Annotated in this window: 11 protein-coding genes and 1 tRNA gene; 2 read left to right on the plus strand and 10 right to left on the minus strand. The window is 34.4% G+C overall.

Translation table 11 applies throughout. The features are described from left to right. Positions 1-562: 562 nt before the first annotated feature. The 7 genes from OQY15_RS16840 to OQY15_RS16870 all read right to left on the minus strand — a co-directional run bounded on the left by OQY15_RS16840 (position 563) and on the right by OQY15_RS16870 (position 10,526). A complete protein-coding gene (locus tag OQY15_RS16840; RefSeq protein ID WP_265793050.1) occupies positions 563-3,361 on the minus strand; it encodes a hypothetical protein in 2,799 nt (932 codons plus the stop codon). Positions 3,362-3,456: 95 nt separating this feature from the next. Continuing rightward, positions 3,457-4,443 carry a hypothetical protein gene (locus tag OQY15_RS16845; RefSeq protein ID WP_265793051.1) on the minus strand — a complete coding sequence of 329 codons (987 nt, stop codon included), beginning with the start codon at positions 4,441-4,443 and terminating at the stop codon, positions 3,457-3,459. 3 nt (positions 4,444-4,446) lie between these two features. Next, the gene (locus tag OQY15_RS16850) at positions 4,447-5,274 is read right to left on the minus strand and encodes a hypothetical protein (RefSeq protein WP_265793052.1); all 828 of its coding nucleotides are present in this window, start codon (positions 5,272-5,274) and stop codon (positions 4,447-4,449) included. Between the two features lie 209 nt (positions 5,275-5,483). Continuing rightward, on the minus strand, positions 5,484-5,690 hold the full coding sequence (locus OQY15_RS16855; protein ID WP_265793053.1) for a hypothetical protein: 207 nt from the start codon (positions 5,688-5,690) through the stop codon (positions 5,484-5,486). Positions 5,691-5,762: 72 nt separating this feature from the next. Next, positions 5,763-6,134: a hypothetical protein gene (locus tag OQY15_RS16860; protein ID WP_265793054.1), complete on the minus strand. Its 372-nt coding sequence runs from the start codon at positions 6,132-6,134 to the stop codon at positions 5,763-5,765. Between the two features lie 316 nt (positions 6,135-6,450). After that, a complete protein-coding gene (locus OQY15_RS16865) occupies positions 6,451-8,361 on the minus strand; it encodes a UvrD-helicase domain-containing protein (protein ID WP_265793055.1) in 1,911 nt (636 codons plus the stop codon). Beyond that, complete coding sequence (locus OQY15_RS16870) at positions 8,346-10,526, minus strand: ATP-dependent endonuclease (protein WP_265793056.1); 2,181 nt, start codon at positions 10,524-10,526, stop codon at positions 8,346-8,348. The genes OQY15_RS16865 and OQY15_RS16870 overlap by 16 nt, the downstream gene beginning before the upstream one ends. Before the next feature lie 189 nt (positions 10,527-10,715). Between OQY15_RS16870 and OQY15_RS16875 the strand changes: the two genes are divergently transcribed. Beyond that, entirely contained in the window at positions 10,716-11,078 is a 363-nt protein-coding gene (locus tag OQY15_RS16875) for a hypothetical protein (RefSeq protein WP_265793057.1), read from the plus strand. A 2-nt stretch (positions 11,079-11,080) separates the two neighbouring features. Here the strand turns inward: OQY15_RS16875 and OQY15_RS16880 are convergent, their stop codons facing one another. The 3 genes from OQY15_RS16880 to OQY15_RS16890 form a co-directional block, all read right to left on the minus strand. Next, positions 11,081-11,374, minus strand: coding sequence for a hypothetical protein (locus tag OQY15_RS16880; RefSeq protein WP_265793058.1), 294 nt, complete (start codon positions 11,372-11,374; stop codon positions 11,081-11,083). Continuing rightward, complete coding sequence (locus OQY15_RS16885) at positions 11,375-11,983, minus strand: phage integrase SAM-like domain-containing protein (protein ID WP_265793059.1); 609 nt, start codon at positions 11,981-11,983, stop codon at positions 11,375-11,377. Between the two features lie 249 nt (positions 11,984-12,232). After that, positions 12,233-12,306, minus strand: a tRNA-Asp gene (locus tag OQY15_RS16890). Between the two features lie 241 nt (positions 12,307-12,547). Between OQY15_RS16890 and OQY15_RS16895 the strand changes: the two genes are divergently transcribed. Next, a complete protein-coding gene (locus OQY15_RS16895; RefSeq protein ID WP_265793060.1) occupies positions 12,548-13,483 on the plus strand; it encodes a ring-cleaving dioxygenase in 936 nt (311 codons plus the stop codon).

A 13,483-nucleotide genomic window follows, 5' to 3' on the forward strand; every position in this document is an offset into this window, starting at 1 on the left:
AGCGCCAACCTTGGTATCAAGAATTTTCGCGTAGTGCTGGGTGGTTTTAATATTTGTATGCCCGAGCATTTAAGAAACACTTTCAATCGGCACGTCTTAAGACAAGGTGATTATAGTGGAGTGATCATGATGTTCGATTTTGAACTAACTAATAATTAGTATAATATAAGTTTTTGGGGGACGAAGTTATCCCTTGTCTTTCCAGTAGTTAATATAGCTATCATGAATGATTTGTAAGAAATATGTAGATTGTTAATTTTCTGCAATCCTCTAAATCAAAAAAGCCTCTAATCTTTCAATTAAAGGCTTCTCGATATTTTCAAGATTAAATCTTGCGGACCGGACGGGTCTTTATGAAAGTAGGCTAACAGCCTTTAAATGAGGTTTTTTAAGCTTTTTCGATTAGTGACTCATGGATTACTCACTAATTTCATAGTACAATATAGCTGCAATGCTATGGTACTAATATAAGGATAATTTGATACATAATTGCAACTATAATTTCTTCAGCAATGGCACCACCGATTCAGGAAAGTCCTTCATTTGAAGACGCAGTTCGCTATCAAAAAATATACAATTTACTTATTTCTTCTAGTCGATTAGACAGGTCTATTTTGTATTTATCATCTAAGCATTTGTCTAATGCGAGATTAGCATGGTTTCTAGCTTCTTCCTTCATCCCATTCATTAAAGCGCATTGACTAATCAAATCATGATATATTGATAGCATATCTTTTGCGTAAGAATCTTTTTCCGCTAATTCTAAAGCTGTTTTAGCAGAGTTGTAAGAATCTGAGACTTTACTTTTCAGCTGCGCTTTCGATTTTTGATATAAAAACCAGTGATCATGCAACTCAACGGGGACTTTTTCTGCTACAATTAAGGCTTTATCATCCATATCTGCTGTAGAATATGCCTTAATTAACGCTCTGCCATTAAAAGATTTAAATTTCCCTTTTTCAAATATCTTGTCTGCAAAGGGAATGCTTGTCAATGCAATCTTTTTAGACAAGTCGTTTTTACCTTCTCTTGAAGCAGATATTGCCAAATTTGTCAATCCTTCACAGGCGTTCAACCAATTTTCTTCATCAATTGATTCCGGTGTAATGGTCAGAAGTACAGGCAATTCTTCTATGAGTGATAAACATTCTGAGCCATGGCGGTAGTTAAAAACTGATGTAAAAGAAACAAATGCCTCAAAAAACTGCCCAAATCCCTCAAACAAAGATACCGCAATAACATTTGCGAGTTTTCTAACCTGTTCTTTATTACCATTAATTTTCTTACTGAGTTTTTTATATGTTCTCAATCTTGCAAACGCTCCCAATGAAACTCTTAGAGGAACAGTTGTGTAGTCTTCAATAACCGCATTGATAAGCTTTTCTAAATAGTGTTCACCTAATTCCTTAATTTCTTTAGATATACCATAAAGTGTACCGACATGAGCTATTTGAAGAAACGTAGCATGTAAGTTAGGATCTATTGTCAATACTTTCAAGAAACTGTCTATCGATTCGTGTGGAGAATCTGTGCGCCTCAACACTTTTCCCAGATGATGTAATATTTCAATCTTTATTTTGTCATTCTGAATTGTATTGATTACATCAGTATATTCTTTAGCGCAAGCTTTAAAATAATTATTCCTTTTTTCATTATCATCAAATGAATAGGCGTGAGCTTCCCTTGAATCAACTAAACATCTAGTAGCTGCCAGATCAATAGTTGGCAAAATTGGTTTATTGTATAACTCTTCTTGAATTTCATTTCTAACGCCAGATTCGATCTGGAGAAGTGCGTAAGTAACCCAGCTCGGATTATTTTTATCCCTTGCACGATATTCTCTCATTAACATCTGGTAACAAAGATGAATCTGCCTCATTACACTTGGAGACATTGAAGCATCCTGTCTGGAAATATAATCTTCAATGGATTCTGATATTTCTATAGTATTTAAATTATCTTGAACAGAGGCGCAAACCAAATCATGTATTTTCAAACAACTTGGCACACCTGCAGCAAGTAATAAGGAAAGACGCTGTAAATTAGTTCTGCCTATTGTACCGATATAATGGCTTAGGAAATCTGAATCGTGGATTGTAGAACCAGAATTTGCTATTTTTTTTAGCGCTTTTAATGATTTAGGCTCCAATTTTCCTAGTATAGCCCCCATTATTGACATTCCTCCATTATCACTCAAATCATTAGGATAATCAAGTACTTCCCTGTACAACTCTTCTCTGCTGATTTCTTCTTCCCTAACCAGATTTCTGATAGTTGATAAAATTAATGGCAAAGGCTTACATAGCTTAATGACATCCATGCATACTGAAGATTCTTCTCCTTTTATTTCACCAATGATTTGTAATGCAATATCATCTGAGATTTCTGGTATCGGGAGGTACATCTCATCGTTTTTTGATAACTGAGAAGTTATGATGACTTTGCCACCTTTTGAAAAACCAACATTCAATTCCGATAAATCAATACTGCTAAAAGTCCTTTCCAAGCTGTCTATAACTAAAATAGTCTTTGAAGCATTAAACAATCCTGGAATATTTATTGGAGCTCCGCCTCTTGTTCGCTGGATGCTAGAAAGCGACGTGTCTTTTTTCCAATCTTCTCCCATAATCCAAATATAATTTTCAAAGTCTCTCTTCTCATGATGGATAAAATCAATAACCAACTGTGTTTTGCCAGAGCCGCTAATTCCAGATATCACAGCAATATTAAGTTTGGTTAGGTGATTTTTTATTTCATCAATTGCATGTTCATGTGTTATATGTATGTCACAAAAACAAGGAACTCGCCCATAGTATTCGTAATTATCTAAGTTTTGAGAAAAATCGGGAAAAAACTGTTTATAAAAAGATGCATCATCTATTGATTTTATAGACTGTTCATAGATGTATTTAGCTAATTCACGGGCATCATATAGCATTACAATGTTTGAATTCTTTTGGGCAATTTCCGTTTTGTTGAATTCAGCTCTGAATGATGGTGGTTCTACCTCAGAAGATAATAGGTAAATTCTATGTGGTTTTTTCTCAATGTTATGAGCTATTGCATGTTGAATATCATTTGTGATTTTTTCAAAAAAAGGGATAGTATCAGACTTTTTCGCTTTATTTTCAAAATAACTTTTATCTGTACTGTATTCAGCAATAGTTAAAGAATCACTAGTGAAGCTATCCACTGTATAACCACTAGATTTGTAATCTTTATTTAAACCATGATGAATCATTTTTTTATTTTCAATAATCGATACCATATAATGTCCGACTAATTCGAGATTAGTCGGACTTATGCATTCGATTTCTTCAATTAACTTTTTTAAAATTCTTTGTTTAATATATTCGAACATTTATTCTCTGTTATTTCTAGTGTTTGGTTGTGTAATATTTTTAAAAACCTTACTTGTGTGCTCACAATAAAGACAATAAATTCAAGGCACTAGTGCTATTTGGGACTTACGCCTTTACGTATTTGTAGGGTTTTACCTTTTTCCACAATTAAAGAGTCTTTGCATCCGACAATTTCCCCATTATCATAAATCAGAGTAATAGGGTCAGAAAAATTGAAAGTATAGAACTCTAAATTGTGTGAGTGCAGGCCATCTTTGCTCGCCGGATAACTGTTATATAGTAATTTATTGTGTTTAGGTTTTAGCGCTTTTATAAGTGCTTTTTCCGCATCTAAATAGATTACGTTATCATCAATGGGCTTTTCACCCATTAACACTTTGACTGCAATATCCATTTCATCGTCGTCCGGAGAAAAAGTATTCATAAAGATGTTGTCCTTAAATGATAAGAACAGGATCGCAATTTCTTCCGTAGGCAAGGTTCCGTAGTGAAATGGCCTTTCTATTGATAATATATCTTGCAGGTGAGAATGACCTGTTAATCTTTTTATTACATCTTGTTCAGTTGCTTTACCTATATAGTGAACTTTATATTTCAAGAAGTGAGTAATATCACCCTTTATTCTAATGTCTAAAACATCTCTCAAATAATGGTAAATTAATTTCTCTGGTGATATCCAATAGTAATCGTTCCCGGTATTAACTACAAAGTTAGCCATTGAAGAAAATGGCATAGGATGTTGGAATAACACTTCTGATTTAGGATAAGTATAATTAATAGCAATATCGCAGCGGCTACCATACGGCACATTAAATTCCTCCTGAAATAGAGGAAACTCGCACTCTAATTTTTCATCAGAACCTTTTTGATGAACTTCAAACTTTAAAACAGGATTTTCAATATCGTCGCTATCCAGATAGAAATTTTCAAAGGTTAAAACTGGTCGCTGTGCAATTACATATAATTTTCCCGAATTAATAAATTGCTGAATGATAGCATCGTCTTTCACCATCACAAAATCATAATTGCTTAAAGGGGTATAAGCTAATTGTAATACATTAAATAGTCGTTGCTCAGCCATAACCTATTTTGGATTTGCTAGATTTTTCTTTGCTTGTTCAGCAGCCATCTCCAAGGGGCGCTTCACCATAACACTATACCATATTTGTTCGCTTACAACCATAATTTGATTGTCACTAGTTTTTACATTGGTAAAATCTGCCATGAAGTTACCAGCAACATCCTTATCAGCTTTAAAGATATAAAAGCCAAATTTATCAACATGTAAGGACGCGGGATTTTCAGCATTTATTGCAGCTAAGACATTGGCTGTCTCATCTTTGAATGAACCGGAGGTCATAGATGCGTATGGGTGTAATATAATTTCCTTCGCTTTTACATGGGCATCCAAATCCCCCATCGTCAGTGCTTTAAATTCTAACAAATTGTTTCTTAATGATTCTTCTAACTCGGGGTCAAGTTTATAACTGTTAAATGTTTCTGTTGATGAAATACTTGCTCTCCAAAACATAGAATAAACTAGTAATCGCATAACTGTAGGCTCCGGAGAGTTAAGTTGTACTAATTTAAGAAATGGTTTTATCGTTATTTCTTTAAATTCCCCCGCTGCTATTTTTGCCTGCCAGAATTTGAAAGACGGTGCCGAGGCAGTTTCAAGTATACTAAAATAAGCCTCACACTCATCACAAAGGATGTGATCTTCTTTGGGAGAATCTTGTGCAGTTTTTGGTTTAGAAGTAAGTTCATTTTTACCGTTTAATAAATAGCCCTTTCTTGGAACCCCTTTTGCCCCCAAAAAACCTGTTGATATAAACCTTGGTAAAATATGTGAATTGGTCTTAGTTGCAGCATTAATCCTGCATAGTAAACATTCGTCTGCTGCTTTCCTCATTTCCTAATTTAAATTGTTTCGCGTGTTGTATGAACAGCAACATATCTGCTACTTTCCCTAAAACCGATTTTTGGGAACATTTTGATTATAATTGGATCACTCGCATCCGAGACTATTCCGCATCCCCCATTACCATCGGTTGTAATTTGTCTTGCAATTTCATGCACCAGGCACTTCGCATAACCTTTTCCACGATCATCGGGATTAGTTTATAAACTACCAATAATTGGTAATTCCTTATCGGCATCTAACACACTAGCTATAGTTGTGATTTTGCCATTTAATTCCCAATGGCAATTAGTTTCCTGCAATATTGATTGATAGGAAAGTTGCCGGGCATGATCTAAATCCCTTCCTTCTCGCTCTCCCCATTCTTCAATACCATATTTGTAGGTCATTTCTGATACTGTCTCCAAATCATCGGTTGTACTTAAAAATGCTACTCCTTCACATTGCCTGTTTAAAAGCTCGACACTTTCGCATTCATATTATAGTCGCTCTTTAAAAATTTGAAACTCTAAACCACTTTTATTAAATAAATAAAGCACCAGTTTGTTAGTATCGCAAAAAGAAAATCGCTTAGTGTATTTATCCACATTTATTTTACTTAATAAACCGTCTATTACAGCGTCTGACCATTTCAATGAATATAGGTAATATGCTGAATCGCCCCAAACTGCAATTACATTTCCACCATCTTCGTCTACAACGTTATAGGCTTCGTAAATGGATTGTCTACCTGCGTTTAATTCGTCGAAATACTGAATCAAATGGTAGTGTGCCAATCTATTTTTATAAATGACTTTTTTATTTTCATTAAAGAAATCTTGAACCTTCGGATATTCTACGATTTTAAACATGTTTCATAACATTTGATTAAATGTACAAAAAGATATTCTGACACTTACGGACTTATTGAGTAAATTTTAAACCTTATTTGGGTAATACATTACGGATTCCCGTAGCATACTTGCTAAGTAAATTTATTTCCACTAGTGTATTTTCCAATTTTTTATAAAGAATGTTTCCAAGATTTGGCAAATATTTCTTGATTTGTAATAATTGAATAAAATATGAAAATAGCAATTTTATGCCTCTGTCAAAGTACCAAAATATTTTTCACCTCTAGTTAGTTATAACAACTAAAAGGTTAGACTCAATTTTCGTAAATTATTTTTAAACTTTTAATACATTACCACTGAATAAATTCTTAGCATTGTCAATTATCTGTTGGCTGGGATTATGATAAAAGACTACTAGATTCTCTTTAGCCCTGGTACAACATACATAAAATATTTTCTGGGTTCTGGACAAAATACCCGGATATGATTTCTTTTTTGATGCGTCTAAAGTGCTAAAGATATTGGTGTCAAATAAGTATTCAAAGTTATATTTATTCCATCCTCCATTATCCAAAACAACCAAAACATTATCAAATTCAGCACCTTTAATTTTATGTTGGGTCGAAAATGGAGTATATCCTTCTAAATAATTATATAGGTTGATGAATTCTGAAAATAACACATTCTTAACACGTTCATATAAATATTCGTTATTTTCAATGAATCTATTAAAGCTATCATCTTTAAAACAAATTCTTCTTTCATGAGCAAACTCAATGACCTCTCCAATGGTTAAATGGGTACGAGAGCTCATAAGTTCAATAATTGATTTCAATTCGATTTTACTTTGAATCGAAACAATAGGAAATTGAGTAGTCCGGATAAATTCATTATACTGCTTGTTTTGGTAAAGATTAACATTATGATAAATTTTAAATAGATGCCTTATTAATGAATCTCGTTTCGACCCTGTTCTGTTTTCATCACTTTTATTTTCTTTTTTATCATCTAGGAGGTTGTCTTTGTCCAAGTATATTTTTCGTACCGTAGTAAAAGGTAAGTCCTTAACTTTATTGTATAAGTCAGAATGAAGTGCAATGATTTGTGTTTTCCTTAGGTTCTTTTGACGATCTTGTAGGGCTACTATATCTACAACATCACCAAACGTAGCTTCTTCACTAATAGAATCTGGATTTCCTTTTTTTTCATTGTCTTTTATCTTTTTTACAATGTCGATTTTCAAATTCATAATAGGATCTTTATCATAAATTTCCATCAAGTTTCCAAATCCTGCTTTACTAGCAATTAGATTATGAGTAAGATTTAATTCTTTGGTTTCCTTTGCATTAGAAAAATTCCATTCGATTTTTGATTTAATATAATTTAAATCATTATTATCTGAATAAATAAATCGAATTGAACCTTGCTTCACTTGCCCACTAATCATATTAGGAGCGTTTAAATCCGCGGATGGCTTTTGCTGAATACCATCATTACGGAGTGTATTTGCTAAAGTAATAATGGACTGCGGATTACGTCTATTTTGTATCTTTTTGACCTCTAAGATCTTTCCTGAATCTATATAACTATTAACATCACCAACTCCTTCATCATATATTGATTGCATAGCATCACCAAAAAGACCAACAATATTTCTTTTACTATCTTTATTTGATAGGTTTAGCAAAATTTCAATAACAGCCGGATGTGTATCTTGATATTCATCCACAAATATGAATGGATATTTATCTTTTAAAATTTCTCCAAGTTTAGCGTACTTTTTAAACATATAACTCGCTAATTCGATTACCTCGTCATGAGAGATAATTCCATCTCTTATTCTTGCACCTTGCCTATAACGAATAGGCTCAGTAAGATTATCGTAATAATCCATGCCAACTGTTCCATCTGGACTCTTCGTTTTATAATTTTCGTCATTGATTATCTCAATCAATGACGACTGAATATCTTTATGAAAGCTCTTGATGTTATCCCACAAAAAGTCGTGGATAGTGCTAACTTTCAGATTTGAATGGTTTACACGTTCCTCAATTTCCCTTACAGCAGAATTAGTATAGGTCATGCAAGCCACAATTGAAATAGGGGATATCTCTATCACTTTTTTAATTACTTGTACAAGCGAATAAGTCTTTCCTGAGCCAGCCCCCCCACTTAAAAGAAAATTGTTTCCACTTTGAATGTGAACTAATACTTGGCTTACTTCGTTTTCTATTTCTTCAACCACAGTAAACCTCCTTTAATATATGATGGAATTCTCCAATTACTATATTTTTCATCACTTACATACAAGATATCTAGCGCAAAAGAAGTTTTCTTTGCGATGCATTTGTCTGCTATATCATATGGATCTAAATCGTCAATATCTTCCACGTTTTTTAAGCTTTGAAATTTTTTAATATTATTTTTAATAAAATCCAAATTCAATGAAATGAATGCATCTTCATAGCTCCTAGCATGGTATTCTTCTTCTTTGAGTTGGAAAGCTAAACACAAATTTCCATCAGGTGCAACGTTCCACTTGCTGCCAGTCTTTTTAAATATGGTATCTCCAACGTTTAATTTCTTTAAAGATGCCAATAACATACTGCCGGTAAATAATTTTATAGCATTGTTGCCATAATCAGTCGCGTCATTAACGGGGCATTTTGCCGGAACCATTCTTGGATCGTTATTCTTTTTAACCTTTAAATTTCCTGATGAATCCGTCAATTGCACCATCTTATATGTATCAATGTCTGTAATTATTAGAGTCTTTATATCCAAGAATATAATCAGTTTTTCAAAAATTTGTGAATGCGCTCCTACTTCAACTATCGATATATTTTGTGAAAGTAAAGGCATTACACCATCTTCTTTATGTTCCAAATCAAGTTTTCTCATTATAGTAGACAGCAGAAGTCTTTCCGTGTCTCCTTCTATAAAAATGGCTTTATCTGCAAAGAATAGTTCTGTTCGATTGATTGTAAGATATTGCCTCAAAAAATCATACTGTTCAGTTTCTTGACCATATTCTATCCTTAAATCCTTAAGGTTTTTTGCAACAACTGTATTCTCACTAATTTTTGCGAAGTATTTAAGATCATCAAATTCACTTTCCGCAGTAATATGGGAAGAATGAGTTGTAATAATTGTTTGTAGTGAAAATGGTATTTTACCTGTTTTCCCAGATGAAGCCCTAGTCAATATATCCTTAATATTCTTAATAAAAACATACTGCATCTGCGGATGCGTATGTGCTTCTGGTTCCTCGATAAATAGGATATTTAGAACCGCAGGTTTTTCATTGTCTTTGTTATCTTTTCTAAAATCGCTAAGCAAAACTTCGATCTGAAAGATAATGCCTATTAGATTCATATAGCCTAATCCATTATAGCTTTCAGGTAAAGCATGGTCATTATTATGATCATACATAACAGTTGTATTGCCCTTTAAAAGTTCTCTATGCTGAAGGGTTGAAATAATTTTTATGACTGAATCTCCTGCCTTCGTTCCACCGAATTGTTCAACAGTATCAATAATATCTTTAAACAAATCTACATACACGGTATCTAAATGTTCATCCGTTGCCTCTAAAGTGTCTTTAAACTGTTTAATAGGCAGTGAATCTTTATTTTGGTTCTCCTTTATACTATAATATTCAGATGACAAGACTGAAAGCGTTTTATCTGATTCACGGTTTGAAACATCGCGTTTGGCTTGTATTATCTTAAAATTGATGATTTTATCCAATTTGATATTTTCTTTTATTAGATCAATATAATTATCATCAATCTCTCTGCTTAATTCCAGGCTATAAAACAAGGTTTTCTTGCTTAAAGAAAAATAATCTTGGTGGTATTTTTTGAAAAAATTATAAAAGGATTTTTCAATTTTAGATGCTATAAGTTGAGCAGATAGCGCAGTTTTAAGCTTGCCTTCTTTTATCTGTATAGATGCATCTTCCTTAACTTTTAAAGAATATTCCCTTTTGAACTCCTTAAAATCGGTTCGAAAGTTATAAAAAAGATCTGGGGTTAAACTATATTCAAAGGCCAAAACAATTACTTTGTTCTCCGGATTAAGATCCATTATTAGATTGCTTACCTGTGATAGGTCATCAGTATCATCATAATTTATAAATAATTTCATGGTGATTCCAAGTGATTTTTCTGGGAAGTCTGCTTCTCCGTCGGTCATTGTTTTTAATTCCTTTTGAAAATCGATATTGAAATCATCGCAGTGGAACCTTGCCGAAGTTGACTTTTCATTTAGAAATTTATTCAAAAGCGTCAACAGTGAAGTTTTACCACAATTATTTTTACCAATTATTAGAGAGAGATTATCCTCCAAATCAAGTTCAAAATCTTTTAACAGCCTAAAGTTGTTAATTTTCACCTTTTTGATATTCATATTTGGTTTTATAATGATGAGGATAACTTAATTTAACTACAACTGTTGATTAGTCTTTAAGTTATCATACAATAATAACAATTTTTCACAGCTTCTTGTAACCATACTTTAATCTTGAAATATTCATTGGAAATTGATTTCCTAATTATTTTTGATAACTTACTTCAATGATCACTTAAAAAACGTAAAATGAGTAAACCAATTATTGAAAACCTGAAAACTTGGCCGCATAATTTAAGCACTCGACTTAGAGGTGGCCTATCTAAAGGTTTAAAGGGAGGTATGTATACTGGTTTATATGGTGGTTTGAGTAGTGGATTATATGGAGGGTTGTCAACGGCCTTATATGGAGGTCTTTCAACAGGTATTTACGGACGACTATCAAAAGGTCTGGGAGGAGGGATGTCTACATCATCATCCAATGTTTACCATAGTAATATACCGCCATGGCCTGTGTTTCTGAGAGAATTGGATCTGAGAGGTTATAAAGCTCAAGCAGAATTAATAAGAAAACACCTGCCGGAACAATTTTGGCCAGAAAATTTCTTCTAATATTAGAATTCAGCAGTCAACATTGGCACATTGCAGGGAATACCTGTTTTATGACGTTTTTTAATAATCCATAATGAACCGTCAACCCACTTGATGATCTCTGACTTTTTCAGTTCAATCAAATCAATAAAACTCATTCCTGTATAACAGCAAAAGATAAAAGCATCACGAACGATTCTTAGACGTTCTATGGCGAAATCTTTTTCATAGATGGCTTGTATATCGCTTGGGGTTAAAATGACCTGCTGAACCTTTGTGATCTTGTTTTTATTTCCGCTAAACGGGTCATAGGTCATTCACCGATTGGCGAGGCAGATACGTATCACTTTGCCTAAATTTTTAAGGTGTTTTACTGCTGCGTTGTTTTCACATCCGCATTTGCTTCTCAAATAAAAATCAAACTCGGAAATAAAATAGTTGTCCACTTTATCCAAAACCACATCAGTAAGTTTAAACTTAAACATGATAAATGATTTAGTATGTTTGAACGTGGTGTTGTACTTGGTTAGTGTGCCCTGTGTAAATCCCTTTCCGATCAGTGCCTTTACCTTATCATTATGATCTTGAATAGCTGTGATTATGGTGTGCGCTTCTTCTTCAACGCCTAAATATTTATTTTTAAGTGATAGAGCGGTGATTTCATTCCCGGCTTTATATAGATCAGTATGTGCCTGATCAACTTTGTCCTCAATGGTTTTCAAATGGCAGTTGATGGTTCTGGCATCTTCCTTCTTTCCGTCTAAACGAAGGGTCTTGGCGTTCCAGCGTTCAGGCTCGCATTGTTTCCCGGTTGATAGTTCTTTAGGTATTCCATCAACAGTAATACACATGTAAATAGGCACTGATCCGGCAACATATTTTTTTGGCTTCTTCAAAAAGAAGAGCAGGCTAAAAGTGTTATTCATCTTTCATCAGATTAGAGTTAAACAAAAGTAGCGTTGCAGCTATGGGCAGTCAAGACGTTTATATTCTGAATTAGCTTGTAAATCAATTGCTTACAAGCTTTTCAGTGAGTAGGGCATCCAATTTGATTGACTCACTGAATTACTCATCGATATTATGAGAATAATTGAATATTTCTGAAATCCTCTAAATCAAAAAAGCCTCTAATCTTTCGATTAAAGGCTTTTCGATATCTTCAAGATTAAATCTTGCGGACCGGACGGGACTCGAACCCGCGACCTCCGCCGTGACAGGGCGGCATTCTAACCAGCTGAACTACCGGTCCGTTGTCCCTTGCGGGGCTGCAAAGATAGAAAACAGATATTCAAATACAAATATTTTTGAAAATTTATTTGAAATAAAATCCAGCCCCCATAAAAACCTCCAAATTTCCCGTTAATCCCCTCAAAGTAATTTCTTACGATATGATAAGATTTATCAAAACCCGAAGGAGTAAATTTGTTTAAACAAAAAAAGGAGAAAGCAACAGCGTTGTTCACTCCGCAAAAAAAACAGAAAGGTTCATTATGGAAAACTCAATTTTAGGTCTGCACCACATCACTGCAATTGCAGGTAATGCAAAAGTTAATCACGATTTCTACACCAGGATTTTAGGACTGCGCCTGATCAAAAAAACCGTCAACTTCGATGACCCTGAAACATACCACTTATATTATGGTGATGAAGCAGGTTCTCCGGGAACGATCCTAACCTTCTTCCCATGGGGAAGCATCGGTGCCGGCAGGAGAGGCACCAGACAGGCAACAGAAATCGGATACAGCGTTCCTGAGGGCAGCCTTGATTTCTGGCAGGAGCGTCTGGAGAAAAACCACGTGACCTATAACAAAGCTGCGGAGAAATTCGGAGAGAAATACCTCACCTTCCTTGATCCGGATGGACTTAAATTCGAACTCACCGTTGCAAAAAACAAAGATAACAGGACACCATTTGTAACTCCTGAGATCAATGCGGATCACGCGATCCTTGGTTTTCATCAGATCACGATCACGACCAACAAGATTGATAAAACTGCAGAGATACTAACAAACATCTTCGGCTACAAACTGATGGAACAACATGTAAACCGCTACCGTTTTGTTACTGATGCTGTAGAACAGGCCGCTATTGTAGATCTTGTTGAGGCTGCAGGAGAAACTGCCGGACATGTTGCAGGCGGATCGGTACACCATGTAGCGTTCAGGGTGAAAGACGAGGCAACGCTGATGTATTTCAGGGATAAAATCGTTGCTGCAGGTTTGAATATCACTGAGAAAATCGACCGCAATTACTTCTATTCACTGTATTTCCGTGAACCAGGAGGAGTGCTTTTTGAACTGGCTACAGATAATCCGGGCTTTACAGTTGATGAGCCATTGAACGAGCTCGGTACAAACCTGAAGTTGCCGGCACAATATGAAAGTCAGAGAGCAGAGATAGAACGTATATTACCAAGTTTAATATAA

Origin of the sequence: Pedobacter sp. MC2016-15 (assembly GCF_026239695.1) — a bacterium.
In the GTDB taxonomy this organism is placed as follows: domain Bacteria; phylum Bacteroidota; class Bacteroidia; order Sphingobacteriales; family Sphingobacteriaceae; genus Pedobacter.

Excerpts from the sequence above, each read along its gene's own strand:
- OQY15_RS16840 (WP_265793050.1), bottom strand. The coding sequence starts at position 3,361 with ATGTTCGAATATATTAAACAAAGAATTTTAAAAAAGTTAATTGAAGAA.
- OQY15_RS16845 (WP_265793051.1), bottom strand. The coding sequence starts at position 4,443 with ATGGCTGAGCAACGACTATTTAATGTATTACAATTAGCTTATACCCCT.
- OQY15_RS16850 (WP_265793052.1), bottom strand. The coding sequence starts at position 5,274 with ATGAGGAAAGCAGCAGACGAATGTTTACTATGCAGGATTAATGCTGCA.
- OQY15_RS16860 (WP_265793054.1), bottom strand. The coding sequence starts at position 6,134 with ATGTTTAAAATCGTAGAATATCCGAAGGTTCAAGATTTCTTTAATGAA.
- OQY15_RS16870 (WP_265793056.1), bottom strand. The coding sequence starts at position 10,526 with ATGAATATCAAAAAGGTGAAAATTAACAACTTTAGGCTGTTAAAAGAT.
- OQY15_RS16875 (WP_265793057.1), top strand. The coding sequence starts at position 10,716 with ATGAGTAAACCAATTATTGAAAACCTGAAAACTTGGCCGCATAATTTA.
- OQY15_RS16880 (WP_265793058.1), bottom strand. The coding sequence starts at position 11,374 with ATGACCTATGACCCGTTTAGCGGAAATAAAAACAAGATCACAAAGGTT.
- OQY15_RS16885 (WP_265793059.1), bottom strand. The coding sequence starts at position 11,983 with ATGAATAACACTTTTAGCCTGCTCTTCTTTTTGAAGAAGCCAAAAAAA.
- OQY15_RS16895 (WP_265793060.1), top strand. The coding sequence starts at position 12,548 with ATGGAAAACTCAATTTTAGGTCTGCACCACATCACTGCAATTGCAGGT.